The organism is Amycolatopsis regifaucium, assembly GCF_001613935.1.
Lineage (GTDB): Bacteria > Actinomycetota > Actinomycetes > Mycobacteriales > Pseudonocardiaceae > Amycolatopsis > Amycolatopsis regifaucium.
The window spans coordinates 62,995-86,786 of record NZ_LQCI01000001.1; the positions used below are offsets into that span (position 1 = coordinate 62,995).

The window sequence follows — 23,792 nt, forward strand, 5'->3', positions numbered from 1 at the left end:
CATGCTCTCCGGGGGGGGGAACACGTGAAGGTCTTGGTGCTCGATTCGAGCCCGCGTCGTGAAGGCAATTCCTGGGCTCTCGCCCAAGCGCTCGCCAAAGGCGCGGAGGAGGCGGGTCACGCGATCGACTTCGTCCGCCTCGACGAGTTCGTCGAAGCGCCGCTGGGGGATTGCCGCGGTTGCCGGCTGAGCGACCGTTCCTGCGGTATCGCGGACGGCTACGAGCGGCTTTTGTTCGACCACGTGCTCCCGGCGGACGCGATCGTGTACGCGACCCCGCTGCACTGGTACGGGATGACGGGACGGCTCAAGTCCTTCTTCGACCGGCTTTTCTGTTACACGTCAGGCAGTTCGCCGCACACCGCGCGAGTCGTCCCAGGGCTGATGAACAAACGCGCCGCGGTGCTGATCTCCTGCGAGGAGAGCTATCGCGGCGCGACGCTCGGCCTCGAAGCCCAGTTCCAGGAACTCACCCGGTACCTGCGCCAGGACCTGGCCGGGATCGTGGTCGGCGTCGGCAACAGCCGGGGCGAGGTGGAACGCGATCCCGCCCGGCCGCTGGAGGCGGCGGCGGATCTCGGCCGTAGGCTGGGCGACGCCCATGTCACCGACTATCGGCTGGACACCGACCGGCCGAACCGCGTCTGGGGACCGCCCGTGGAGGCCTGAGTGTCGCCGACCATCCGTGACGTCGCCGCCGCCGCGGGGGTCTCGATCACGACCGTGTCGCATGTGCTCAGCGGGCAGGGACGGATCTCCGAGGACACGCGGCGGCGGGTCGAGCGGGCGGCGGCCGACCTCGGCTACCAGGCCAGCGTCCACGCGCGGCAGCTGGTCACCCGGCGCAGCCGCACCCTGGCGATCCAGCTCGCGAACTCGGTCGACGCGAGCAACGCCTGCGCGCTCGTGCCCAACTCCGACTACTTCCTCGAAGTGCTCAACGGGGCGGCCGAAGCCGCGTCGAAACGGTCGTATGGTCTGTTGCTCACTCCGTTGGACGCCGACCTCGACCGGCTGAACGCCTTCGCCGTCGACGGCGCGATCCTCGTCGACCCGCGCGGGGACGAACCGTTCTTCGCCGGCGGCTGGTGCCGTGACCGGCCACTGGTGACCATCGGACGCCCGCTGGCCGCGCCCTGCCCCGTGCCGGTCGTCGTCGACAACGACCTTGTCGTGGCGGCCCGGCTGATGCTGGACCACTTGGCGCACAACGGATACGAGCGCCCGGCGATGATCACCACCGACACGAGCCGCTCCTACGCGGCGGATCTCGTCGCGGGCTACACCGGCTGGACGGAGGGCCGGGGAGCGGAACCGGTGGTCGTCGAAATCGACGAACCGCCGACCACCGAAGGCACCGCGGAAGCCCTGGGCAGGCTGCTCGACCGGCCGGTGTGCCCGGACGCCGTCTTCACGACGTCGGAGAACCTCGCCCTCGGTGTCCTCCACGAGGCACGCCGCCGACAGCTCGCGGTGCCCGGCGAACTCGGCATCTGCAGCGCGGTCGACAGCGGGTCGCTTCGCCTGACTTCGCCGCAGGTGACCGGCATGTTCGTCCACCCCCGCGAGGCGGGCGGCCGCGCGGCCACGGCGTTGATGGACCTGGTCGAGGGCGCCGCCCCGGACGGCGAGCCGCGCCGGATCGAGGTGCCGGTGCGGTTGAACGCACGGGAATCCACCGGACGGCTCGCCTCACCGGTTCACCAGGTGACGGGCAGTTCCCGCACCGTATAGAAGACCGCGTTCTCGTCGAACGGCAGTTCCTCCCAGGGGGTGGCCGCCTTCAAGGTCGGGATACGCCGGAAGAGCGTGCCGTAGACGACCTGGAGTTCCACTCTGGCCAGTGGGGCGCCCAGGCATAAGTGCCTGCCGTGGCCGAAGGCGACATGGTGGCGGGCCTCGCGCCGGACGTCGACGGTGTCCGGATCCGGGAAAGCGGCCGGATCCCGGTTGGCCGTGTTCTTCGCCGCGATGATGCCCTCGCCCGCCCGGATGAGCCTGCCGCCGATCTCCAGGTCCTCCCGCGCCACGCGGCGCGCTTCGGTGTGGGTGATGGACAAGTAGCGCAAAAGCTCCTCCACCGCGCCGGCCGCCCGCGCGGGATCGCCGTCACGGACCAGGTCGAGCTGATCCGGATTCGCCAGAAGCGCCGCCGTGCCCAGCGCGATCATGCCCGCCGTGGTGTCGTGCCCGGCGACCAGCAGGAGCTGGCCCAGCGTGGCGATCTCACGCGGGCTCATCGCACCGGTCCGGAACTGCTCGATGGCCAGCGTGCTGAGCAGATCCTCGGCGGGCTCCGCGTTCTTTCGGAGGACCAGCTCTTCCAGATACGCGTTCAGCTCCTCGCTGGCGGCCAGTGCCCGTTCGGGATCGGGCTCGTCCATGACCAAGGTGCGGGCCACCTCCTGGAAGAAGCCGCGGTCGGTGTAGGGCACGCCGAGCAGTTCACAGATCACCAGCGAAGGGACCGGCAACGCGAACGCCGCCACCAGATCCACCGGCTTGGGACCGTCGAGCATTCCGTCGAGGAGGTCGTCGACGATTCGCTGGATCCGGGGCCGTAGAGCCGCCATCTTCCGGACCGTGAATTCCGGGGTCAGCAGCCGCCGCTGGACGGTGTGTTCCGGCGCGTCCATCTGCATCAACGTCTTCATCCCGGTGTCGCGTGCCTTGCTCACCGCGTTGGTGTGCGGGAAGCCCGGGTGTGTGGCGTCGACGCTGACCCGTGGATCGGCCAGGATCGTGCGCACGTCTTCGTACCGGGTGATCAGCCATGGCGTGCCGCCATCCCACAGCTTCACCCGGGACACCGGATCCTCCGCGGCCCGTCGCAGCAGTTCCGGTGCCGGGTCGAAAGGGCGGCCCGCGGCGCGCGCCATCGGGAACCGCCGCTTGCTCGCCTGGTCGTCGTCCACACGTTTCTCCTTGCTGTCGAATGCTTCGCGCTCGCAGCATGCCGGTGCGGAAGACCCCGGTAATCGGACAAATCGGACGTGAGTTGCGTCACATATTCCGGCTGGTGCCGGCGTCTGGAACTCCGGCACGTCGCGGTGCAGAATCCCGTCCGCATTGGGCGGCGGCCGACGCCGAGGGCCCGGCAGCAGCTGCTTGACCGCGACCGTCCGGCCGAGCCGTTCGTCCCATCGTTTCCCCGCCGCTAGGGCCGGTGAACCTCCTCGATCGGCGCACCGGCCGTCGCCAGCCAAGCCTCGGCGAGCAGCCGGTGACCGAGCGGGCTGGGGTGGACGCCGTCCGGCGCGAGCGTCGCCGCCCCGTGCTCTTCCGCCGCCTTTGGCATGAACAGGTCCGCGCGCACCGGCCGCGCGCCGAACTCGGCGGCGACCTCCAGTGCCACCTCGATGCGAGGCGCCAGATCGCCGAGCCATTCGTGCTGCTCCGGTTCGACCGGCAACAGGAACGGCGTGATGACGTACAACTCCGCCGGGAGATGTTGCCGGGCGCTGCCCAGCAGACGGCGGTAGGCGGCGCGGAACTTTCCGATCGGGCTCGGCAGGCCGCGGTCGAAGGTCCGCCACGTGTCGTTGATGCCGATCTTCACGGTCAGCACCGTGGGCCGCTCCGCGAGGACGTCGGTGGTCCAGCGGGCTTCCAGATCGTAGATGCGGTTTCCGTTGAGGCCCTTGTTGAGCACCACCGGCCCGCCTGGCAAGCGGTCCGCGATCTGCCGGACGTAACCCTTGCCGAGCGACGCCGGATCGGTGCGGTCGCGGCCGGAGTCGGTGATCGAGTCACCGGCGAACAGCAGCCGGTCGGTTCCGGTGAACCTCACGCGCCCGCCTCGATCAGCTTGCGGAGGGAGTCGGCCTCACCGGGGATCAGGGCCGGATCGTTGTCCGGGACGAACTCCAGCAACGCGTCGAGCGGCCGTCCGCTCTTCGCGAGCAAGCCGAAGGCGCGCGTCCACAATTCCGCCCGGAAGTTCAGCGGATGCCGCTCGTTGCTGGGCCACCACGAGAAGACGTGCACCGCGCGAACCCGGTCGATGACCAGCTCCAGCCCCGCCAGCGCCTGGTCGTCCGGCAGATCCTGCGGCGGTTGCCAGTAGGTGCCGAAATTGTCGCGGCCGACCTCTTCGAGCAGCTGGACGGTCGATTCGGCGGTGTCGGTCAGTGTCCCGCCGTGGAACTCCAGCGCGACCTCCAGGCCGTGTTCGTTCGCGACGTCGGCGGCCTCGCGGAGCCCGGCGACGACCTGCTGCCGCTCGTCGGGGTCGACGTCCGCCGAGCCCGCTTTGCCGGCCCACACCCGGATCCGGGTGGCACCGAGCCGGAGCGCGGTCGCGGCGATGTCGCCGAATTTCCCGGATTCCACCGGGGTGGCGCGGAAGTAGGAACCGTAGGAGTCGCAGGTCAGTTCGTGCCGCGACATGGCTTCGAGCGCGCGATCGGCGGCCCAGTCGTCGCCTGGGCGCACGTGGACGTCGGCGCCCCATTCGATCACCTGCAGCCCCGCTTCCGCGGCGCGGCGGGCGACCTCGTCGGCGTCCAGCCGCCGCAGCGTCACCGAACACAGTCCCGGGCGGATCATCGTTCCTCCAACAGTTGAGTACTTTCCCGCAGCACGACCTCGCCGGTGACCGGCCGGACGCGAGGGCTGTCCGCGCGGTCGGCGAGGACGAAGTCGAGGGCCTGTTCGCCCATGGTTTCGATCGGGACGCGCACGGTGGACAGCGAAGGCCTGATGTCGCGCAAGGTGATGATGTCGTCGAATCCGGCGACCGCGATGGGCGAAGGTACCTCCAGCCCGCGGTCGCGGCAGGCGGCCATCGCGCCGACGGCCATCACGTCGTTGACCGCGAAGACACACCCGTGCCGGAAACCGCCTTCCAGCGCTCGCACCATCGCCGCGTACCCGCCGTCGCGGGTGAACTCCGCGTGCAGGACGTGGTGCGCGGGCAGCGAGGCGCCGTGGCGGACGAGCCCGTCGCGGAAACCCTGCACGCGATCGCGGGAGGTCAGCAGTCCCGGCGGTCCGGCGAGGACGCGGAAGTCGCGGTGCCCGACTCCGGCGAGCCGCTCGCCGAGCGCCGCCGCACCCGGCCGGTTCTCCAGCATGACGGTGTCGAACGGCAGTTTCCGCTGCCCGATCACCACGACCCGGCCGTCGGCGGCCTCGAAGGCCTTGAGTTCCTTGGTCAGAGTCCGTTGCAGGGCACTGTCCTCGTTCCGCGAACCGGCCAGGATGACCGCGCGTGCCCGTTGCCCGCGCAACGTCGTGACGTATTCGAGTTCCTTCTCCGGCCGGTTTTCCGTGCTGGCGATGGTGACCGTCAGCCCGTGCCGGGCGGCCACGCGCATCACCCCGGACGCGATCGAGGAGAAATACGGGTCGACGATGTCGTGTACCAGCAGTCCCACGACGTTGCCGCGGCCGCGGGCCATCGCCTGCGCGGGCACGTTCGTGGTGTACCGCAGCCGTTCCGCGGCCCGCAGCACCGATTCCCGCAGGCCACCGCTGACCTGCCTGGTGCCACCGTTGAGCGCCCTCGACGCCGTCGCGAGCGACACACCCGCCTCACGGGCGACATCGGCCAAGGTGACCGAACCCGCGGCGCGCTGCGGCATGGTTCCTCCTCGGTGTCCGGTGGGCTCACGCCGGCGAGGACGGACGCCGGCGTGAGCCCGGTTTCGCTACGGAGCGCCGGGGCCGACGTCCGCGGGGGTGAGCGGGCGGTTGGCGATCGCGGCCGTCGAGTACTCGTCGGCACCGACGTCACGCAGGCTGCCACGGGCCTGACCGTCGATGTCCACCGTGACCGGCGCGCCTCCCAGGGTCGCCGCGTCGATCGCGGGGCTGCCCGCGGCGAGCCGCGAGATGCCGTCGCTGCCCTGCACGAGCTTCGGGTCGACCCGGCGGAAGGTGCCCGCCGGAATGTTCCCGTCCCCGCCCGCACCCCACAGGATGTTGCCGGACCAGGTGAAGTCGCCCGTGGTGCTCATCGCGACCAGGTCGCCGTTGCCGCCGACGAAGATGTTGTCGGAGATCGTGCAGTCGCGCGGTTCGATCGTCCGTTTGGTCTCGCCGGAGAGCGTGCTGTTGTTGTTCAGCAGCGTGTTGTGTGCGATGAGCACGCGGTCCGCCGCGTCGTTGCCACGCCGCGATTCCTTTGATTCACCCGGGAAGTGGTCCCGGACCGAGCCGCTGCCGACGACCAGCGCGCTGCCGGACACCCCGGCGACGTAGTTGTTGAGGATCTTGTGGTCGTTGCCGTAGATCCGGATGCCTTCCTTGCCGCCGAGGATGAAGTTCGATTCGACGACGGTCTTGTTGCCGTGGCGCAGCACGATGCCGCCCAGGCTGTTCCGGATGGTGTTGTTGCGGATGAAGTTGCCCGACGACTTGATCGAAATCGCTTCCGGGTCGCCGTTCGCGCGTTCGAACAGGTTGAACTCGACCTTGGCGCCGGCGGTGCTCAGCGCACGCGGGCTGACGCCGAGACGGATCGGCTCGCCGCCGTTGTCGCCGGGGAAGGTGTGGTCGGAGAAGTAGTTCCGGAAGACTTCGACGCCCGCCGCCATCTTGTCTTCGTCCGCGCCTTCGATGCAGAGCATGACGCCGAGCGTCGTCTTGTGGTGGAAGTGGTTGCGGTCGATCTTGCTCTTGTCGGCGCGCACCATCACCCAGTGCAGGCCTTCGATGTCGGCCAGCTGGAAGTCGTTGCGGGTCAGGCGGATCACCGAGCAGTTCGGCGGGATCTCGATCGTGGTGCTCTGCCGGAACTTGAACCCGCTGATCGTGACACCGGTGGAGTCGTCGAAGACGAAGCTCTGCTCGCCGTTGAGGGTCACCCCGCCCCGGGACTGCGCGACGATCGTGATCGGCTGGTCCTTGGTGCCGCGCCTGCCGGTGATGCTGATCGGCTTGCCCGTCGGCACGGTGTACGTCCCGTTGTTCACGGTGATGACCGCGCCGGGACCGGCCTGGTTGATCGCGTTCTGCAGTTCGGTCAGCGAACTGACGTTGAGGGCGCACCACCCCTTCGGTTTGGCCGACGCCGTGCCCGCGGTGACCCAGGGGACGGTGATCAGCGCGGCGCCGAGGGTGGCGCCGCTGAGGAACCTTCTGCGATCCATGATGCCTCCGTGCTCAATCGGTGGGGAGGGTTTCGGCGGCGGGGCTCTCTGTGCTCAGGAACAGTTCGATCACCGGAACCGGGGTGTCCGGCTTCCGGATGGGGAGCTTGAGGGTGAGCGTGCCTTCCGGCTGCCCGCCCATCTGGGTGTTCTGCGCGGTCTGCCCGGGATCGGTGTGCACCTGCCGGATTTCCGACGCGTCGTCGAGCAACTGGGCGTAGCGCACCCGCCCGGCCATCCCGGGCAGGTGGACGTGATTCATCGGCCAGCTGAAGAGATGCAGGTAGAGCCGGTCTCCGCGCTGGGTGTAGCGGCAGTCCGCGGGCGCGGTGAACTCCGACGGGCCACAGCCGCGGATGGCGCGTTCGTGCCGGTCCATCCAGCGGCCGATTTCGGCGAGCACTCCGAGCGCTCGCGGGTCGATCTCGCCCCGGCCGTTCGGCCCGACGTTGAGCAGCAGGTTGCCGTCCTTGGACACGCCGTCGACCAGCATCCGGATGAGCAGTTCCGGGCTCTTGTAGTCGAGGTTGTCGCGGTCGTAACCCCAGCTGCCGTTCAGCGTCTGGCAGGCTTCCCACACCACCGGGACGCCGTCGCGCGTCATCGGACCGGACGGCTGGTACTGCTCCGGGGTGATGAAGTCGCCGGGGATGCCGGTGCGGTCGTTGACCAGGATGCCGGGCTGCAGTTCGCGGACCAGGTCGAGGAGGGCGGGGGAGTCCCAGTCGTCCGGTCCCTTGCCGCCCCACCATTCCTTGCGGCCCCGGTACGAGAAATCGAAGAACAGGTAGTCGATCGTGCCGAAGCGGGTGAGCAGTTCGCGGACCTGGCCGTGCAGATAGAGCTGGTACTCGGCGATGTCGGCGTACTGGTGCGCGGCGATGTATTCGGCGTCGTCACGGCGGGGATGGGTGCCGTCGACGGGGAAAGCGGGGTGATGCCAGTCGATCAGCGAGTGGTAGAAGCCGACCTTGAGGCCCTCTTCGCGGCAGGCGTCGACGAACGGGCCGAGCAGATCCTTGCCGTACGGGGTGTTCGTGACCTTGAAGTCGGTGAGATCGCTGTCCCACAGGCAGAAACCGTCGTGGTGCTTGGTGGTGAGCACGACGTAGGTCATTCCCGCGGCCTTCGCGGCGCGGGCCCAGGACCGCGGATCGTACTTGTCCGGTTCGAAGTGGTCGAAGTAGACGCGATACTGCTCGTCGGTCAGTTTTTCGCGGTTCTGCACCCATTCGTGCCGGGCGGCCAGCGAGTACAGTCCCCAGTGGACGAACATCCCGAACCGGTCGTGGGTGAACCAGGCGGTGGAACTCACTTCAGGATCGCTCCTTGAGATGGTGGGTCAGCCCTTGAGCGCGCCCGAGGCGAGCCCGCGGACGAACGAACGCTGGAAGAAGAGGAACGCGGCGACCGAGGGGAGCAGCGCCAGCAGTGACGCGGCCATGATCACGCCCGGCGTGACGTTCGTGTCGATCCGCAGTGTCCGCAGGGCCAGCGGCAGGGTGTAGGTCGACGAGTCGGTGGACACCAGCAACGGCAGCAGGTACTGATCCCAGATCATCGTGAAGCCGAAGACGCCGATCACGCCGAGCGCGGGCTTGCACATCGGGAGGATGATCTGCGCGAAGATCCGCAGATCCCCGGCTCCGTCGATCCGCGCGGCCTCTTCGAGTTCGCGGGGGACGTCCTTCATGAACTCGGTCATCACCAGGATCGAGAAGGCCCACGCGCCCAGCGGCACGATCATCCCGGCGAGGCTGCCGATCAGGTTGAAGTGCACCACCGGCAGATCCGACAGGATCAGCGACAGCGGGATCGCGAGGATCTCCTCCGGCAGCATCAGCGTGGCCAGGATCGCGACCAGCACTAAGGTCATGAACCGGAACTTCTTGCGTGCCAACGCGTAGCCGGCCAGCACCGAGACGATGACCTGCAGCAGCAGGCCGAAGCCGACCACCAGGAACGAGTTGAGCAGGTACATCCCGACGCCGAGGTCGAACGCGATGCCGAAGTTGTCCAGGGTGGGGCTCGACGGCACGACGCTCAGCGCCGTCGGATCGGAGACGTGGTTGAACGCGCTGACCAGCAGGGCCAGCAGCGGCCCGGCGAAGACCAGGAGCAGCAGGGTGTACAGGACGAACTTCAGGATCCGTCCGCCCGGTGACTTGACGGCGTCGAGGCCGAGTGCCGAATCGTTGGCCGCGGTCATGCGTCTCGCCTCCGTCGGAGCACCTGGACGAACAGCGTCAGCACGAGCGTCGCGAGGAACAGCAGGACCGCTCCCGCCGCGCCGACGCCCAGCCGGTTCTGTTCCAGTCCGAGTTTGTAGATCAGGGTCATCGCCACTTCCGTCGAGCCGTTCGGCCCGCCGTTGGTCAGCAGGAACACCTCGGTGAACACCCGCAGGCCTCGGATCGCCGCGAGGACGAACAGGATCGAGAACACCGACCGCAGGCCGGGCAGTGTCACGTGAAGGATCTTGCGCCAGCGGGAGGCACCGTCCACAGTGGCCGCTTCGTAGAGCCCCCGGTCGATTCCCGCCAAGCCCGCCAGGAAGATCATCATGTCGTAGGGCGCGCCGCGCCAGATGCCGGTGACGATGACCGAGACCATCGACGTGTCGGGATCGTTGATGAAGCCCGACGGTCCCAGCCCGACCAGGCCGAGGATCGAGTTCAGCATCCCGTCCTCGGTCGGGTGGTACATGATCCGCCACAGTTCGGCGACCACCGCGATCGGCACGACCACCGGCAGGAACGCCGCCGACCGCAGGAACTTCAGCCGTTTGCTCTGGCCCTCCATCAGCAGCGCGAGCGCGAGGCCGATGACCATCGACCCGACCGTCTGCCCGACCGCGATCACCACGGTGTGCCAGATGGCGGAGTGGAACGCCTCGTCACCGAGGACGGTGCCGTAGTTCTGCCCGCCGACCCACTGGTTGCCCAAGTACGGCTGGACGTCCTGGAAGGACATCGTCACCGCGGTGATCATCGGGATGAACTTGAAGTACACGAACAGGATCAGGGCGGGGGCCAGGAACAGCCACGGCGTCCACCACTTCCCGTCGCGGTCGCTGCGCCTGCGGGCCTTCGGCGCGGGCGCCCGCCGGGTGGCGGGACGCTCCGCGCCGGCGGTCGCCGGCTTGGCGTGATCTACGGTCATGACGCGCTGATCCCCTGTTGCTGCAAGGTCGCGGTGAGCTTGGTGTCGAGTTTGGCCAGTTCCGCCTTGGTGTCGAGCTTGCAGTCGGCGATGAGCGCGCTGACGGTGTCGGCGGTGTCCTGGCGGACGGGCGTCCAGTTCGGGATGGACGGCGCGTAGTGGCCGGACTTGGCGTAGATCTCGGCGTAGGTCTTCCAGCGCGGGTCCGGGCGGACCTGGGTGATGTCGACGTTCTTGTTCACCGGGAGCTGGACGATGAAGGCGGTGTCTCCCTCCATGCCGATCTTCTGGCCGTCGACCGAGATCGCGAAGTCACCGAAGGCGTCCTGCCCGGCCTGGTTCGGCGAACCGGCCATCATGTAGATCGACAGTCCCTCGGCGAGCACGTCCGCGTTCTTGGCGCCCTTCGGCATCGGCACGACTTCGTACTTGTCCTTGCCGAGCGCCTTGTCGAACCGCGGCAGCAGGTACGGGCCGACGACGTACATTCCGGCCTTGCCCGCTTCGAACGTCTCGTTGGTCGCCGGGGTCGGCATGGTGACCGAGCCGGGCTGGATCACGTTGTCCTTGCAACCGAGGTCGCGGAACCACTGCACCGCGGCCACCGATTCGGGAGTGCTCATCGACGGCTTGTACTTGCCACCGCCCGCCTCGGTGATGAAGTCACCGCCGCCGGCCCACAGGAAGTTGGAGAAGTACCAGGAGGCGTAGCCACGCTTCGTCGACAGCGTCGCGTTCAGCCCGGCGGTGTCGTTCTTGCCGTTGCCGTCGGGGTCGCCGGTGGTGAAGGCCTTGGCGAGGTCGACCAGCTCGGGCCAGCTCTGCGGGACGCTCTTGCCGAGCTTCTCCCGCCAGTCCTTGCGGATCAGCAGCGCCGAAGCCTGCGCGCTGTAGGGCAGGCCGTACAGCTTGCCGTCCGGGGTCTGGTTGGACTTCAACGCCTGCTCGGTCAGCTCGGCGGCGTGCTTGATCTTGCCCTGTTCGATCTCCCGCACGAGACCCTGGCTCTTCAGGGTGCCGACCTGCGTGACGTCGTTCATCACGATGTCCGGCAGGTCGCGCTGGGCGGCGCGCTGGGCCAGTTTCGTTTCGAAATCGTCGAAGATCGCGGTGACCTGCACCTTGAACCCGGTGGCCTTCTCGAAGGCTTCCGCGAGCCGCTTCGTGGCCTGCTCACCGGCGCCGCCGGGGGTCGTCCGGGTCCACAGCTCCAGTGGGGCCTTGGTGTCCTGTGCGACGTTCGTGCCTGCGGGGCCTGCCGAGCAGCCCGAAAGAACCAGCGCTGAGACAGTGAGTCCCACGCCGATCCACCGCGATTTCCGCATCGCTTCTCCTGTTCACTGTGGACCACGCCGTCTACTCCGCAGGGACGGTAAGCGCTTTCCTGACCCGGGGTCAATGGTCCGATGATTACGAATTTCAATCGGCCGACTTTGCCTCGGGGTGGCACTCACCGTCCTTGGACCGGGTTAAGCATCCGATGTATGGTGCCGTCGGAGGTAGGGATGACAGAGCTGCGACACCGGCCGAAGGCGATCCTCGTGATGGAGGAACGTCGTCGTGACGATGTTTACCCCGAGGCTGTACGCGACGAGATCAGGGCGCTGGTGGACCTGCGTGAGCTGCTCACCAGAGAGCGGCTGGCGGAGTGTCCGCGGGCGCTGGACGGCGTCGAGATCCTGCTCTCGGGCTGGGGAGCGCCGGTTCTCGACGCCGCCTTGCTGGAAGCGGCGCCGGACCTGCGCGCGGTGCTCGTCGCCGCCGGTTCGGTCCGCCCGCTGACCACCCCCGAATTCTGGGCGCGCGAGATCCCGATCGTGTCCGCGGCGGCCGCGAACGCCGTCCCGGTCGCCGAGTTCACCCTGGCCCAGATCCTCTTGGGACTCAAACAGGTGCACCGGATCTCCCGCGAGATCCGGGAGCGCCGGGCCTACCCGGCCGACCCGAGGGTCGCCGGGGCGTATCGCTCCAAGGTCGGCCTGCTCGGCCTTGGCGAGATCGGTGCTCTCGTCGCGTCTCACCTGCGGAGCTTCGACGTAGAGGTGCTGGCGAGTGACCCCGTCGTCGACGCCGCGGCCGCCGCGGAACTCGGCGTGCGGCTGGTGGACCTCGACGAACTGTTCGGCACCTGTGCCGTGGTCAGCCTGCACGCGCCGCTGCTGCCGGAGACCGAGGGACTGGTGGACGGGAAGCTCGTGGCCACGATGGGCATCGGCGCGACCCTGATCAACACCGCCCGCGGTGCCGTGGTCGACGAGCCGTCGGTCGTCCCGGTGCTGAGCGAGCGCCCGGACCTCACGGCGATCCTCGACGTCACCTGGCCCGAACCGCCCGAGCCGGACTCGCCGCTGTACACGCTGCCGAATGTGGTGCTCACCCCGCATCTGGCCGGGGCGCTGGGCGCCGAACGCGCGCGGATGGGGGAACTCGTCGCGCGGGAACTCCGGCGGTTCGTCCTCGGGCAGCCGCTTCAGCACGCCGTCGCGCCGGAACGGGCACACTTGCGGGCGTGAGGCTCGCCGTCCGAGAGACCGGCCCGTGGTCCTCCTGCCTGCTCTGGGCAGTAGAGCGGGCACAGGGGACCAGCGTCAGCGGCCCCGATGGCCGACGACGTGGCGGATCTCCTCGGGGACCGGGCGGATCTGGTGGGGCACTGGACGGCCGGGTCGCGTGCTGCTCGCCCAGCGCCTGCCGGGACGAGCCCGGCGGTTGGTCGTCGAGGACACCCCGCCGCCTCCTCCCGAATTTCCGGGGCCGTTGGCTCCCGCGCAGGAGCCTTCCGAGCCGTTGGCGTTCGATTGGCGGCTGATCGATCCGATCATGTCCGAACTCCGGACACCCGACCCCGCCTGGTGGGAGCGGCTCGGCGCGATCACCGCGTCCACCTTGCTGGTCAGCGGCGGCCCTTCCAGCCACGTCACGCTCGAGTCGCTGGAGCGGATGCGCGGCCTGATCCCGGATTGCCGCCTGGTGACCATCGCGGACGCGGGGCATCGGGTGCACGGCACCAGACCGGACGAGTTCGCGGCGGTGGCGGGGGAATTCCTCGGCTCGGGGTGATCTTGAGGGTTCGGGCGGTGGCGGTGGGTTCGGGGCCTGGCCTGTTGGGCCGCTGCCGGTTGAGCTGGTGCCGGGATACGGCGGGGCGATGCCGGGCTGGCCACGTGACCGCCCGAGGCGTTGCCGAAGAACGGCAACAGATCAGCGCGGCGGGGTTGCTGTGGATCGGTGAAGGATCAGGACGGCGGTGTGTGCGGCCGATCCACGACAGCCCGGTCCATTGCCGCGAAACGGCGACGCCCCGCGACCAGTCGGCGGCGGCCGCTGCCGGAGGAGCGGCCGAGGGCGACGCGGCGCTGCAGGCGGTTGCGACGAGGGCGGCGAGGGCGAGCTTCGCCTCCGCGGACCCCGTACCCGGCACCCTCGGGCTGGACTGCATCCAGCGCTGATCAGCGGTCGTCCTCGCCGACGATCTTGCGGAGTTTGCGCAGGGCGCGGTGCTGGGCGACCCGGACCTGCCCGGCGCTCACCCGCAGGACGGCGCCCGTTTCGGGGGCCGACATGCCGACGGTGACCCGCAGCCGGATGATCTCCCGCTGCAGACCGGGCAAGGTGCCCATCAGGTGGGTCAACCGGTCGTGCCCGTCGGCGGCGAGGGCCTGCCGTTCGGGCTCGTTGGGTTCGGGCGTCGGGCGATCGGGCAAATCGGCCGTGGGTTCGGATCTGTCCCCGGCCCGCCACCGGAAGGCAGCGGCGACCTTCCGGGAGGCGATCCCGAGAACGGTGGTGAGAAACGACCGGCCGGTGGCTCTGGCGGTGGGAAGCGCGGTGAGTACGGCGAGACAGGTCTCCTGTGCGACGTCCTCCGCGCCGATCACCCGGGTATCGATCCCGTCCATCCGGCTCCGGCAATAGCTCACCACGACCGGCTGGACGATGCCCATCAGTTCTTCGGTCGCGAGGGGATCACCGCCGCGGGCGCGGGGGACGAGATATTCGAGATCGGCCGTCAGCGCACCGCCGTCCGGAAAAGGAGCCGCTCCCGGCGAGGCGCGTTCGCCGGGAGCGGTCCAGGTCAGGCGAGTTCCCAAAGCGCGGGCACGTTCGGCGGTTCCCAGCCGGGCATGGAGGTGTGCGGCTGGATCACGCGGTAGGTGCTGCCGTCGTAGGTGGCGGTCGCGCCGGAGCCGTAGTAGGTGTACGGCGCCCAGGTGCCGCCCGGCGGGTTCGACGTCGTCGGGCTGGTCGGGGTGGTGGTCGGCGTCGTGGTGGTGCTGGACGGCGGGTTGCCGGTGACCATCAGGCGCAGGTTGTAGACGCTCAGGATCTCCGTGATCGGCTGGAAGTAGATGGTGCCGCCGGAGGTGCAGTTGCCGGAGCCACCGGAGGTGACGCCCTGTGCCTGGTCACCGGTGATCCACGAACCACCGGAGTCACCGGGCTCGGCGCAGACGTTGGTCCTGGTCAGGCCGGTGATGGTGCCTTCGGGATAGGTGACCGACGTGTTCTTCTGCAGGATCGTGCCGCAGTGCCAGCCCGTGGTGGAGCCGGACCGGCAGACCGAGGAATTGACCGCGGCTTCGGTCGAACCGGCGACCGGCACGGTGCCCGGGTAGCGGTTGACCAGCGCTCGCGGGGTGTTGCCCGCGTCGGCACGGACCCAGGCGTAGTCGTTGCCGGGGAAGCTGGAGCCCGCGACGGTCCCGCTCGGGTTCGAGGTGCGGGTGCCCGTGGTGCCGCAGTGCCCGGCGGTCACGAAGCCGCCCTCGACCGGGAAGCCGATGGAGCAGCGGCCCGAACCGAAGGTGTAGGCGTTGCCGCCGATGATGTCGATCAGCGCTCGCGGCTTCTCGGTGCTGGCCTCGACGCGGACCAGGTCGGCCTGCACACCGGACTCGGCCGCCCACGACTTCGCGGCGGCCTCACCACCGGCGTTGGCCAGTACGACGATCGAGTTGGTGACGACGTCGGTGTACCAGCCGGGCACGGTCTTCGGCGCCTTGGCGGACTTGGCGTCCAGCGCCAGCTTCGCGGCGTCGAGCTGGGCGGCGCTACGGGCGACGGTCTTCGGGGTCGCACCGGCGGCCCGCACGAGGTCGGCCTGCGCCGCGTCGGTGACGGCCACGGTCAGCGCAGTGCCGGTGGTGTCCAGCCACGATCCGGCGTACGACGTGCCGAGCTGCTTCTTCAGCGTGTTGTCGGTGATCGCGGCGCGCTGCTCGCTCGCGAGCCGGAGCTTGGCCTGTTCGGGGCTGATCTTGAGGTCCCGCGACATGGCCGCGAGCATTTCCGACTGGGCCTGGTCGGCGGCCGTGGCCGGTTGCCCGGCACTCGCGCTCGGGGTGAGGGCGATGGCCGTGACCAAGCCCGCGCCGGTGATGGCCGCGGCTGTGGCGGCGAGGATCTTTCTGTTCATGTCGACGCTTTCCTCGAAACGGGCGGGGGGAGGAGAGAGAACGTTCCCGACCGTACGAGGCGCATCACGCAACTGGTACATACCATTTGGGTCATATCGACGGGCTTGAGCGCCGGGTGATATGACACTCGGGCGAGTCGTTATGCCCGGTGAATCCGTTGTCGTGCAAGGGGTTCCGGGACCTGGAGACCAGAGTGGACGCCAGTGCCACTGTCGGCTGGTCGTGCCGTTCCAGTCGTCAATACCGTACTTTTGAGGGGTAAGGCAAAGGGAACGCCGGAACTTCTCACGGAGTGAGGATCGCAAGTGCAGCTTTTCGGGCGCGAAGCCGAGCTGAAGGGGCTGGGCGAGCTTGTCGACGGTCCGGCCGCGGGCTGCGCGGGTGTCCTCATCCAGGGCGAACCGGGCGTCGGCAAATCCGCCGTCGTGGCGGAAGCGGTCGCCGCGGCGACGGTCGGCGGTCTGCGGGTACTGCGCACGACCGGCGTCGAAGCCGAACGGAACTTCGCCTACGCCGGCCTGCACCAGCTGATCTTCCCGGTTCGGGCGGGCGCGGACACCCTGCCCGCGCCGCAGCGGTCCGCGCTTTGGGCGGCGCTGGGCCTCGCCGACGCGGCGGAGCCCAACGCCTACCTCGTCGGGCTCGCCGCGCTGACGCTGCTCGCGGAGGAGGCGGCGGCCAAGCCGCTGCTGATCGTCGCCGAGGACGTCCACTGGCTGGACCGGGAGAGCGCCGACGTCCTCGCGTTCGTGGCCAGGCGGATCGAGTCGGAGCCGATCGGTGCCTACTCGTGGCCTGCGGCCTTGCCGGCGTGAAGTACATGATGGCCCCCTTCCTTGCGCCAGGCGCAAGGAAGGGGGCCATCATGTACTGGGAAGGGGCCGCTACCGGACTTACCCGCCGTAGGCTGTGCTCAGGTGCGTAACCACACCGCCGTGTCCGTCGGGAGTCCACCATCGACCGGGCCACTGGTCAGGAGCACTTCGTGATGCGGCGGGAGCGGGACCGCCGTGTCCGAGAAGTTCAGGACGAAGGTGAAGCCCGGCTCGCGCGTGAACGCGAGCACCCCGTCGCCGAGCGACAGCCACTCCAGGCCACCATCGCCGAGCGCGGGAAGCTCCTCCCGCAGCCGGAGTCCCGCCCGGTACAGCCGGAGCATCGACGCCGGATCGACCGCCTGCGCTTCCGCCGTACTGGAGCGCCATTCCGCAGGCTGGGGCAGCCAGGTTCCGCCGGTGCCGAAGCCGAACGGCGGCGTGTCGCCAGACCAGGGGAGCGGGACGCGGCAGCCGTCGCGGCCGGGGTCGGCGCCGTTCGTGCGGGTCCACACCGGATCTTGCCGGAGCTCGTCCGGGAGGTCTTCGATCTCCCACAAACCGAGTTCCTCCCCTTGGTAGACGTACAGACCACCGGGCAGCGCCAGGGTCAGCAGCGCCGCCGCGCGCGCCCGCCGGGTCCCGAGTTCGAGGTCGACCGGAGTGCCGTGCAGCCGGTCGGCGAACGCGAAACCGGTGTCACCCTCGCGTCCATACCGGGTCACGTGCCGGGTGACGTCGTGATTCGACAGCACCCAGGCGGCGGGCGCGTCGACCTCTTCGTGCGCCAGCAGCGTCCGCTCGATGACGTCCCGGAACCTGGTGGAATCCCAAGGGCACACCAAAAAGTCGAAGTTGAACGCGGCGTGCAGTTCGTCGCGCCGGAGGTACCGCGCGGCACGCGACATGTCGGGCAGCCACATCTCGCCGACCAGGACCCGGTCACCCGGATAGCTGTCGGCGATCTTGCGCCACGACCGGTAGATCTCGTGCAGGCCCTCCTGATCGGAAAACGGCGTCTCGTCACCAGGGTCGGCGTCGGGCAGCCGCGGGTCCTTGACCAGCCCGTCGGCGACGTCGATGCGGAAGCCGTCGACACCTCGGTCGAACCAGAACCGCAGCACGTCTTCGAAGTCCGCGCGGATGTCCTGGTTGTCCCAGTTGAAATCCGGCTGGCGCGAGCTGTAGAGGTGCAGGTACCACTCGCCGTCGGGCACCCGCGTCCACGCGGGCCCGCCGAAGCGCGACTTCCAGTTGTTCGGCGGTTCGGAGCCGTCCGGCCCGCGCCCCGGACGGAACCAGAACCGTTGCCGCTCAGGTGATCCGGGTGCCGCCGCGAGGGCGTCCTGGAACCAGCGGTGCTCGTCGGAGCAATGGTTCGGCACGATGTCGATGATCACGCGGATACCCTTGGCGTGTGCCGTGGCGATCAGGTCCTGCGCCTCGGCCAGGGTGCCGAAGAGCGGGTCGATCTCCCGGAAGTCGGCGACGTCGTAGCCGCCGTCGTCCATCGGCGACGGGTACCACGGAGTGAACCAGATCGCGTCGATCCCCAGTTCGGCCAGGTAGTCCAGCCGCGCGCGGATCCCGGCGAGGTCGCCGACGCCGTCGCCGTTCCCGTCGGCGAAGCTGCGGATGTAGACCTGGTAGATCGCCGCGCTCCGCCACCATCCGGCGGCGGACTGCCCCAATGCGGTCACGGAAGTGTCCTCCTCAGTAGTTGTGGATACCCCGAATGCGGCGAAAGTCAACCTTTGACGCTGCCGGCGGTGAGCCCGGCGAGAATGTGGCGCTGGAACGCCAGGAACAGCGCCACCATCGGCACACTGGCCAGCACCATGCCCGCCACCAGGACGTTGAGCGGCATGTCGATGGCCACCCGCTGCAACATCACCGACAGCGTCTGCTTTTCGGTGTCCGGGAACACCAGCAGCGGCCAGATGAAGTCCTTCCACGCGGCCACCACCGCGAGGATCGAGACGACGGCGAGAATCGGCCGCGAGATCGGCAGGATGATGCGCCACAGCGTGCGCACCGGCCCGGCGCCGTCGAGCCGCGCGGCTTCGAGCAGCTCGTCCGGGATCTGGTCGAAGAACCGTTTCAGCAGATAGATGTTGAACGCGTTGGCGGCCGCGGGCAGCCAGACCGCCGCGGGCGAGTTGATCAGGTTGAGCTGGAGCAGCGGGAGGTCGGTGATCGTCACATACGTCGGCACCAGCAGCGCCGTCGCGGGCAACATCAGCGTCGCGAGCATGAGGCCCAGCACGACATTGCCGAACTTCGGGCGCAGCTTCGACAACGCGAAGGCCGCCGGGACGTCGATCGCCAGCTGGGCCAGCCAGGCGCCTCCGGCGACGATGATCGTGTTGAGAAAGTACTTGCCGAGGCTGAGCTGGTTCCAGGCGTCGGCGAAGGTCTCCGGATGCCATTCGTCCGGGATGAACGTCGCCGGGGTCTGCGCCAGTTCCTGCGGTGATTTCAGCGCACCGGTGACAGCCCAGTACAGCGGGAACAGAAACGCGAGGACGAACAGCAGCAGTGTGCAGGTGAAGACGACGGCGTAGCCGATCTTGCCTCCGGGGCCGCGAAGCGTGCTGGGGGAGACGAGCGTTCTCATGACTGATCCGCCTTCCGGGTCAGGCGCACGTACAGCGCGGAGAACACCCCGAGCGCGACGAACAGCAACAGGCTCAGCGCGCTGGCCGAGCCGAAGTCGTTGTAGACGAAGGCGTAGCGGTACAGCAGCAGGAGTACGGTCACCGTCGAATCGTCCGGTCCACCGCCGGTCATCACGTACGGCTCGGTGAATACCTGCATGGTCGCGACGATCTGCAGCAGCAGAAGCACCAGCAGGACGAACCGGGTCTGCGGCAGGGTGACGTGGATCAGGCGCTTCCACAGCCCGGCGCCGTCGAGTTCCGCCGCTTCGTACAGCTCACCGGGGATCGTGCCGAGCGCGGCGAGGTAGATCAGCGTGGTGCTGCCCATGTTCGCCCACGTGGACACGAACACCAGCGACAGCATCGAGGTGTCGCTGGAGTCGAGCCACTGCCCGCCGGGCAGGCCGACGGCGCCGAGCGCGGAGTTGAACAGCCCGGCGCCCGGGTCGTAGAACCATTTCCACATCAGCGCGGTGACCACCGGCGGGAGCATCACCGGCAGGTAGACGGCCAGCCGGAAGAACGCCTTGGCGTGCCGAAGTTCGTTGAGCAGCACCGCGGTCAGGAACGGCACGAGGAACCCGAACACCAGGGCGAGCCCGGTGAACAGCAGGGTGTTGCGCCAGGCCACGCCGAACAGCGGGTCTTCGAACAGGCGGGTGAAGTTGTCGAAGCCGACCCACGTGGCCGGATTGACGAAGTCGACCTGCTGGAAGCTCAGCAGAACCCCGCGCACGATCGGATACCACGAGAACAGCGCGAACACCACCAGCGCGGCGGAGAGCAGGCCGTACGCGGTGAGGTTATTTGACCTGTGCGAGGACACTGTTGACCTTCGACTCGGCCGACGACAGCTGCTGATCGACGTTGGCGTTCCGATCGGTGAGCACCGCCTGCATCACACTGTCGAGAATGGCGTAGACCTGCTGCGCGTTCGGCGGTTCGATGCTACCCTTGATCCGCGCACCGGCGTCCACATAGGACTGGTAGTTCTCGGCGGGAACGTTGGCGTGCTTGGTCTTGATCGCGAGCTGCTGATCACGCACGGCGCCTTGCCAGACGTCCGGGGTCGGCTCGGCCGGCAGCCCGACCGGCTGCTTGCCGTCGACGTACTGCTGGACGTGCTTCTCGAACCGCTCCGGGTTGAGGTACTTCCAGCGGACCCATTCCAGCCCGGCCTCGACCTTCTCCGGTGAGGCCTTGGGGTTGATCATGTACCCCTCGCCGCCGAGCAACGTGCCCTGCCCGCCCGGCATCCCGGCGACGCCGTAGTCCTCGTACTTGCCGTTGAACTGCTTCACCAGTACCGGGACGTTGTCCGGGGCCGCCATGTACATGCCGAGCTGTCCGGCGCCCATCATGCGCTGGACGTCCTGGGCTTCGAGCAACTGCTTGCTGCCCATGGTGTCGTCTTCCCAGCGCATGGCGCGCAGCTGGTTCAGCGCGGCTTTGGCCTTGTCGTTGTTGAAGGCGGCGACCCATTTTTCGCCGTCCTTGTGGGCGACCTCGCTGCCCATGGAGTAGAGCCAGCCGGTCAAGTGCCAGCCGCCCTGGTTGTTCTTGCTGTAGTCGGCGTATCCGACGGTGCCGTTGCCGAGTGCGGCGATCTTCCTCGCGGCCGCGCGGACCTCGTCCCAGGTCTGCGGCGGTTTGTTCGGGTCGAGCCCGGCCTTCTGGAACAGCGGGCGACTGTAGAGCAGGCCCATGCTGTAGTTCATCGTCGGCAGGCCGTAGAGCTTCCCGCTCGAGTCGCGGAAATTGGCCAGTAGTTCCGGCTTGATGTCGTCGAAGTTCTTCAGGCCCTTGGCCGCTTCGGTGATGTCGGCGGCCTGACGGCGCGCGATGATCTGCGCGGGGTCGGTGAAGTAGACGTAATAGACGTCTTCGAGCTGGCCGCCGGCGAGTTTGGCGGAGAAGGTCTTCGGATCCATGAAGCCTTCGTGCGGCTCGATGTCGATGTCGGGGTGGCTCTCCTCGAATTCCTTGACATCGGCGTCGAACACGCCGCGCTCGAACGGCTGGCTGGTCGGCGGCTGACCGGTGACGGTGATCTTGACCTTGCCCCCGGTTCCGGTGCCTTCACCGGAACCGGAACCGCAGGCGGCCATCCCCACGGCCAGCCCGCCCGCGAGGAACAGGCAGAACATGCGGCGACGCACGGTTGGGGACCAGGTGCTGCTCATCTCAAGCCTCATCTCGCCGGTCGCGACGGCTGTCACGTGATTGCGGTCACTCTAAAGTGCAGAACCAGATTGCCGCAATAACTGGATGAGAACTTGCAACTTACCGACAATCACGTGCCCTCGAGCGCAAACCAGGCACCTTCTCGCCCGAGAAGGTGCCTGGTTCGCGAGGCGGGATCACCGGCGCGCGGTGGAGCCCCGGACGACGAGCTCGGGTGCGAACAACAGCTCCTCGGCGGCGACCTCTCCGCCGTTTATGCGCTTGACCAGCAGTTCGACCACGGCGCGGCCCATCGCCTCGATCGGCTGCCGGGTCGTGGTCAACGGCGGATCGGTGCAGTTCATCAGCGCGGAATCGTCGTAACCGACCACCGAGACGTCTTCGGGTACCGACAGTCCCTGTCGGCGGGCCGCGCGAATCGCGCCCAGCGCCAGGAGGTCGCTCGCGCACAGGACGGCGGTGGCGCCGCGGGGGTACAGGCGGGCCGCGGCGGCGTGACCGCCTTCGATGGAGAACATGCCGTGCTCGACGAGTTCGTCCAGGAGGGGAAGGCCGAGTTTCCCGGCGTAGGCGCGGAACGCCTCGAGTTTGCGCTGTGACGGCACATGGTCGCTGGGGCCGAGGACGAGGCCGATCTTCTCGTGCCCGAGCGAGCTCAGATGTCCGACGACCTGCTCGACGGCGACCGCGTCGTCGCACGAGATCTGCGGCAGCCCGAGGTGCTCGACGGCGGCGTTGATCAGCACCGTCGGCAGGCGGCGCTCGGCGAGATGGTGGTAGTGGGAGTGCACCGCGTCGGCCTGGGCGTACAGCCCCCCGGCGAACACCACGCCGGAAACCTGCTGCTGCAGCAACAGATCGACGTACTCCGCTTCGGACACCCCGCCCGCGGTGCGGGTGCACAGCACCGGGGTGAAACCCTGCTGGGCGAGGGCGTTGCCCATGATCTCTGCCAGTGCGGGGAAGATGGGGTTCTGGAGTTCGGGTAGGACCAGGCCGACCAGCCGGGCGCGGTCACCGCGCAACTGGGTCGGGCGTTCGTAGCCCATCACGTCCAGCGCGGTGAGGACGGCGGCCCTGGTGCTCGCGGAGACCCCGGACCGGCCGTTGAGCACCCGGCTGACCGTGGCTTCGCTGACCCCGACCTTGCGGGCTACTTCGGCAAGACGACGCGTCATGGCTGAAACTTTACCGCAAGCGAGCGCAAAAATTAGACATTCTTGATCGGTGTGGTGTCCGCGTCTCGCTGGACGTGGAAGTCGCGGGAAGACGGGACGAGCGCGGCGGCCGCAGGCGCGGCGAAGCAGACGACGGCGCAGGCCGCCAGCACCGGCCCGGCCCCGAGCTCGCCGATCGCGGGCGCGATGAACGCCAGCCCGGCGGGCGCCAGGCCGTAGGAGAACAGGAAGTCCAAAGAGGACACGCGGGCGAGCTTCCCCGGCTCCACCTCCCGCTGGGTCGCGGTGAACCACGGGACGTTGAACAGTTCGATGCCCAGCCCGGCGACGGCGTACGCGGCGATGACGAAGGCCGGGTGTACCGGCAACAGCAGGCTCAGCGGCGCGAAGCCGTAGCAGCCGAGTCCGATCAGCGCGGCCCAGCCTTGCCGCCGCGGCCGCCAGCGCGAGATGACGACGGCGCCCGCGAGCGCGCCGAGCGTGTACGCGGTGAGTCCGCCCGCCAGTACGGCCTCGCTGTCGTAGCGATCCCGGCTGACCAGCGGCAGTACGACGCCGGTCGCGGAGTAGCCGGTCGCGATCACGGCGGTCAGCGCGCCGAGCCCGGCCAGGAACCACGGATGACGGCGAGCTTCGCGGAGTCCGTCGGCGAAATCGCCGAAGAAGTGGGTCCTGGTGGCGGCCGGGGGCGGTGTGAAGGTGCCACGGGGCGGGGTCAGTGCGACGCCCAGCCACAGCACGCCGGTTCCGATAACGAGAACCGACGTCGAGGCGACGACGGCGAGCAGTGCGGTGAGGCCGGGCGCGACCAGCGTCGTGACCCGCACGGCCAAGGTCATCGCGGCGTTGGCCTGCTGACGCCGGTCCTCGGTGATCACTTCGGCGGTCAGCGCCTGGAACGCCGGGCGGCAGGCGCCTTGGCCGACGCCGACGATGGCGGCCGCGACGGCCATCAGCGGGACGGATCGGCCCATGCCGACCGTGATCAGGGGAGTGGCGAAACCCGCGAGGAGTCCCGCCCACAGCACGACCTGGCGGCGGGAGTGCCGGTCGGCGAGGACCCCGGCCACCGGTACGGCCACGAGGAATCCCACAGTACGGGCGGCCAGCACGATGCCGAGGTCGACGGCCGAAAGCGAGCGTTCGAGCACCGCCAAGCCGAGGATGAACGGCAGTGCCCAGGTCGCCAGCCCGGATGCGGTGTTGCCGGTCCAGAGCCGGGCGAAGGACAGGGTGCGGAGCATGCCGGAAGAATGGCCCGGACGTCTTCGAGGCGAGACAG

The 23,792-nt window shown here is 68.7% G+C and carries 24 protein-coding genes; 6 read left to right on the forward strand and 18 right to left on the reverse strand.

Translation table 11 applies throughout. The annotated features are described in order from the left end of the window. The first annotated feature begins 24 nt into the window (after positions 1–24). A complete protein-coding gene (locus tag AVL48_RS00280) occupies positions 25–669 on the forward strand; it encodes a flavodoxin family protein (RefSeq protein ID WP_061983045.1) in 645 nt (214 codons plus the stop codon). Beyond that, positions 670–1,734 carry a LacI family DNA-binding transcriptional regulator gene (locus AVL48_RS00285; RefSeq protein ID WP_061983044.1) on the forward strand — a complete coding sequence of 355 codons (1,065 nt, stop codon included), beginning with the start codon at positions 670–672 and terminating at the stop codon, positions 1,732–1,734. Here AVL48_RS00285 and AVL48_RS00290 read toward each other — a convergent pair. The 9 genes from AVL48_RS00290 to AVL48_RS00330 form a co-directional block, all read right to left on the reverse strand. After that, the gene (locus AVL48_RS00290; RefSeq protein WP_425266103.1) at positions 1,701–2,879 is read right to left on the reverse strand and encodes a cytochrome P450; all 1,179 of its coding nucleotides are present in this window, start codon (positions 2,877–2,879) and stop codon (positions 1,701–1,703) included. The genes AVL48_RS00285 and AVL48_RS00290 overlap by 34 nt on opposite strands. Positions 2,880–3,157: 278 nt before the next feature. Further along, positions 3,158–3,790: an SGNH/GDSL hydrolase family protein gene (locus AVL48_RS00295; RefSeq protein WP_061983042.1), complete on the reverse strand. Its 633-nt coding sequence runs from the start codon at positions 3,788–3,790 to the stop codon at positions 3,158–3,160. Then, positions 3,787–4,548, reverse strand: coding sequence for a sugar phosphate isomerase/epimerase family protein (locus AVL48_RS00300; RefSeq protein ID WP_177242351.1), 762 nt, complete (start codon positions 4,546–4,548; stop codon positions 3,787–3,789). The genes AVL48_RS00295 and AVL48_RS00300 overlap by 4 nt, the downstream gene beginning before the upstream one ends. Next, complete coding sequence (locus AVL48_RS00305) at positions 4,545–5,585, reverse strand: LacI family DNA-binding transcriptional regulator (protein WP_061983041.1); 1,041 nt, start codon at positions 5,583–5,585, stop codon at positions 4,545–4,547. The genes AVL48_RS00300 and AVL48_RS00305 overlap by 4 nt, the downstream gene beginning before the upstream one ends. A 66-nt stretch (positions 5,586–5,651) precedes the next feature. Further along, positions 5,652–7,094 carry a polysaccharide lyase 6 family protein gene (locus tag AVL48_RS00310; RefSeq protein WP_061983040.1) on the reverse strand — a complete coding sequence of 481 codons (1,443 nt, stop codon included), beginning with the start codon at positions 7,092–7,094 and terminating at the stop codon, positions 5,652–5,654. A gap of 13 nt (positions 7,095–7,107) precedes the next feature. After that, positions 7,108–8,409: an alpha-L-fucosidase gene (locus AVL48_RS00315; RefSeq protein WP_061983039.1), complete on the reverse strand. Its 1,302-nt coding sequence runs from the start codon at positions 8,407–8,409 to the stop codon at positions 7,108–7,110. Positions 8,410–8,436: 27 nt separating this feature from the next. After that, positions 8,437–9,303: a carbohydrate ABC transporter permease gene (locus AVL48_RS00320; RefSeq protein WP_061983038.1), complete on the reverse strand. Its 867-nt coding sequence runs from the start codon at positions 9,301–9,303 to the stop codon at positions 8,437–8,439. Beyond that, positions 9,300–10,256 (reverse strand): carbohydrate ABC transporter permease, encoded by a 957-nt coding sequence (locus AVL48_RS00325; RefSeq protein ID WP_061983037.1) that lies wholly within the window; start codon positions 10,254–10,256, stop codon positions 9,300–9,302. Before AVL48_RS00325 ends, AVL48_RS00320 begins: the two co-directional genes overlap by 4 nt. Beyond that, entirely contained in the window at positions 10,253–11,581 is a 1,329-nt protein-coding gene (locus AVL48_RS00330) for a sugar ABC transporter substrate-binding protein (RefSeq protein WP_061983036.1), read from the reverse strand. Before AVL48_RS00330 ends, AVL48_RS00325 begins: the two co-directional genes overlap by 4 nt. Positions 11,582–11,761: 180 nt before the next feature. Here AVL48_RS00330 and AVL48_RS00335 point away from each other — a divergent pair, with 180 nt between their 5' ends. Further along, positions 11,762–12,769 carry a hydroxyacid dehydrogenase gene (locus AVL48_RS00335; protein WP_061983035.1) on the forward strand — a complete coding sequence of 336 codons (1,008 nt, stop codon included), beginning with the start codon at positions 11,762–11,764 and terminating at the stop codon, positions 12,767–12,769. 75 nt (positions 12,770–12,844) lie between these two features. On the opposite strand, the gene AVL48_RS39905 is transcribed toward AVL48_RS00335, so the two are convergent. Further along, positions 12,845–12,982, reverse strand: a complete 138-nt coding sequence (locus AVL48_RS39905) for a hypothetical protein (RefSeq protein ID WP_244162438.1) — start codon at positions 12,980–12,982, stop codon at positions 12,845–12,847. Positions 12,983–13,043: 61 nt separating this feature from the next. Here AVL48_RS39905 and AVL48_RS39910 point away from each other — a divergent pair, with 61 nt between their 5' ends. Next, positions 13,044–13,316 carry an alpha/beta fold hydrolase gene (locus tag AVL48_RS39910; protein WP_244162437.1) on the forward strand — a complete coding sequence of 91 codons (273 nt, stop codon included), beginning with the start codon at positions 13,044–13,046 and terminating at the stop codon, positions 13,314–13,316. A 104-nt stretch (positions 13,317–13,420) separates the two neighbouring features. Then, on the forward strand, positions 13,421–13,705 hold the full coding sequence (locus tag AVL48_RS00345; RefSeq protein WP_143104910.1) for a hypothetical protein: 285 nt from the start codon (positions 13,421–13,423) through the stop codon (positions 13,703–13,705). Here AVL48_RS00345 and AVL48_RS00350 read toward each other — a convergent pair whose 3' ends face one another. Together AVL48_RS00350 and AVL48_RS00355 are read right to left on the reverse strand one after the other, a co-directional pair. Beyond that, entirely contained in the window at positions 13,706–14,347 is a 642-nt protein-coding gene (locus AVL48_RS00350) for a sigma-70 family RNA polymerase sigma factor (protein WP_244162436.1), read from the reverse strand. After that, positions 14,332–15,672, reverse strand: a complete 1,341-nt coding sequence (locus AVL48_RS00355; protein WP_061983033.1) for an alpha-lytic protease prodomain-containing protein — start codon at positions 15,670–15,672, stop codon at positions 14,332–14,334. The genes AVL48_RS00350 and AVL48_RS00355 overlap by 16 nt, the downstream gene beginning before the upstream one ends. Before the next feature lie 306 nt (positions 15,673–15,978). Between AVL48_RS00355 and AVL48_RS00360 the strand changes: the two genes are divergently transcribed. Then, positions 15,979–16,488 carry an ATP-binding protein gene (locus AVL48_RS00360; protein ID WP_061983032.1) on the forward strand — a complete coding sequence of 170 codons (510 nt, stop codon included), beginning with the start codon at positions 15,979–15,981 and terminating at the stop codon, positions 16,486–16,488. Between the two features lie 98 nt (positions 16,489–16,586). On the opposite strand, the gene AVL48_RS00365 is transcribed toward AVL48_RS00360, so the two are convergent. The 6 genes from AVL48_RS00365 to AVL48_RS00390 form a co-directional block, all read right to left on the reverse strand. Beyond that, the gene (locus AVL48_RS00365) at positions 16,587–18,188 is read right to left on the reverse strand and encodes a glycoside hydrolase family 13 protein (RefSeq protein WP_061983031.1); all 1,602 of its coding nucleotides are present in this window, start codon (positions 18,186–18,188) and stop codon (positions 16,587–16,589) included. Positions 18,189–18,235: 47 nt separating this feature from the next. Next, positions 18,236–19,105 carry a carbohydrate ABC transporter permease gene (locus AVL48_RS00370; protein ID WP_061983030.1) on the reverse strand — a complete coding sequence of 290 codons (870 nt, stop codon included), beginning with the start codon at positions 19,103–19,105 and terminating at the stop codon, positions 18,236–18,238. Beyond that, positions 19,102–19,974 carry a carbohydrate ABC transporter permease gene (locus AVL48_RS00375; protein WP_167386352.1) on the reverse strand — a complete coding sequence of 291 codons (873 nt, stop codon included), beginning with the start codon at positions 19,972–19,974 and terminating at the stop codon, positions 19,102–19,104. The genes AVL48_RS00370 and AVL48_RS00375 overlap by 4 nt, the downstream gene beginning before the upstream one ends. Continuing rightward, the gene (locus AVL48_RS00380) at positions 19,952–21,331 is read right to left on the reverse strand and encodes an ABC transporter substrate-binding protein (RefSeq protein ID WP_061983028.1); all 1,380 of its coding nucleotides are present in this window, start codon (positions 21,329–21,331) and stop codon (positions 19,952–19,954) included. Before AVL48_RS00380 ends, AVL48_RS00375 begins: the two co-directional genes overlap by 23 nt. 177 nt (positions 21,332–21,508) lie before the next feature. Continuing rightward, complete coding sequence (locus AVL48_RS00385; RefSeq protein ID WP_061983027.1) at positions 21,509–22,510, reverse strand: LacI family DNA-binding transcriptional regulator; 1,002 nt, start codon at positions 22,508–22,510, stop codon at positions 21,509–21,511. 32 nt (positions 22,511–22,542) lie between these two features. Next, entirely contained in the window at positions 22,543–23,754 is a 1,212-nt protein-coding gene (locus tag AVL48_RS00390; RefSeq protein ID WP_061983026.1) for an MFS transporter, read from the reverse strand. Positions 23,755–23,792: the final 38 nt, after the last annotated feature.

Coding starts and splice junctions, on each gene's coding strand:
- AVL48_RS00290 (WP_425266103.1), bottom strand. CDS start 2,879: ATGGCGCGCGCCGCGGGCCGCCCTTTCGACCCGGCACCGGAACTGCTG.
- AVL48_RS00300 (WP_177242351.1), bottom strand. CDS start 4,548: ATGATCCGCCCGGGACTGTGTTCGGTGACGCTGCGGCGGCTGGACGCC.
- AVL48_RS00305 (WP_061983041.1), bottom strand. CDS start 5,585: ATGCCGCAGCGCGCCGCGGGTTCGGTCACCTTGGCCGATGTCGCCCGT.
- AVL48_RS00310 (WP_061983040.1), bottom strand. CDS start 7,094: ATGGATCGCAGAAGGTTCCTCAGCGGCGCCACCCTCGGCGCCGCGCTG.
- AVL48_RS00320 (WP_061983038.1), bottom strand. CDS start 9,303: ATGACCGCGGCCAACGATTCGGCACTCGGCCTCGACGCCGTCAAGTCA.
- AVL48_RS00325 (WP_061983037.1), bottom strand. CDS start 10,256: ATGACCGTAGATCACGCCAAGCCGGCGACCGCCGGCGCGGAGCGTCCC.
- AVL48_RS00330 (WP_061983036.1), bottom strand. CDS start 11,581: ATGCGGAAATCGCGGTGGATCGGCGTGGGACTCACTGTCTCAGCGCTG.
- AVL48_RS00335 (WP_061983035.1), top strand. CDS start 11,762: ATGACAGAGCTGCGACACCGGCCGAAGGCGATCCTCGTGATGGAGGAA.
- AVL48_RS00355 (WP_061983033.1), bottom strand. CDS start 15,672: ATGAACAGAAAGATCCTCGCCGCCACAGCCGCGGCCATCACCGGCGCG.
- AVL48_RS00370 (WP_061983030.1), bottom strand. CDS start 19,105: ATGAGAACGCTCGTCTCCCCCAGCACGCTTCGCGGCCCCGGAGGCAAG.
- AVL48_RS00380 (WP_061983028.1), bottom strand. CDS start 21,331: ATGAGCAGCACCTGGTCCCCAACCGTGCGTCGCCGCATGTTCTGCCTG.
- AVL48_RS00385 (WP_061983027.1), bottom strand. CDS start 22,510: ATGACGCGTCGTCTTGCCGAAGTAGCCCGCAAGGTCGGGGTCAGCGAA.
- AVL48_RS00390 (WP_061983026.1), bottom strand. CDS start 23,754: ATGCTCCGCACCCTGTCCTTCGCCCGGCTCTGGACCGGCAACACCGCA.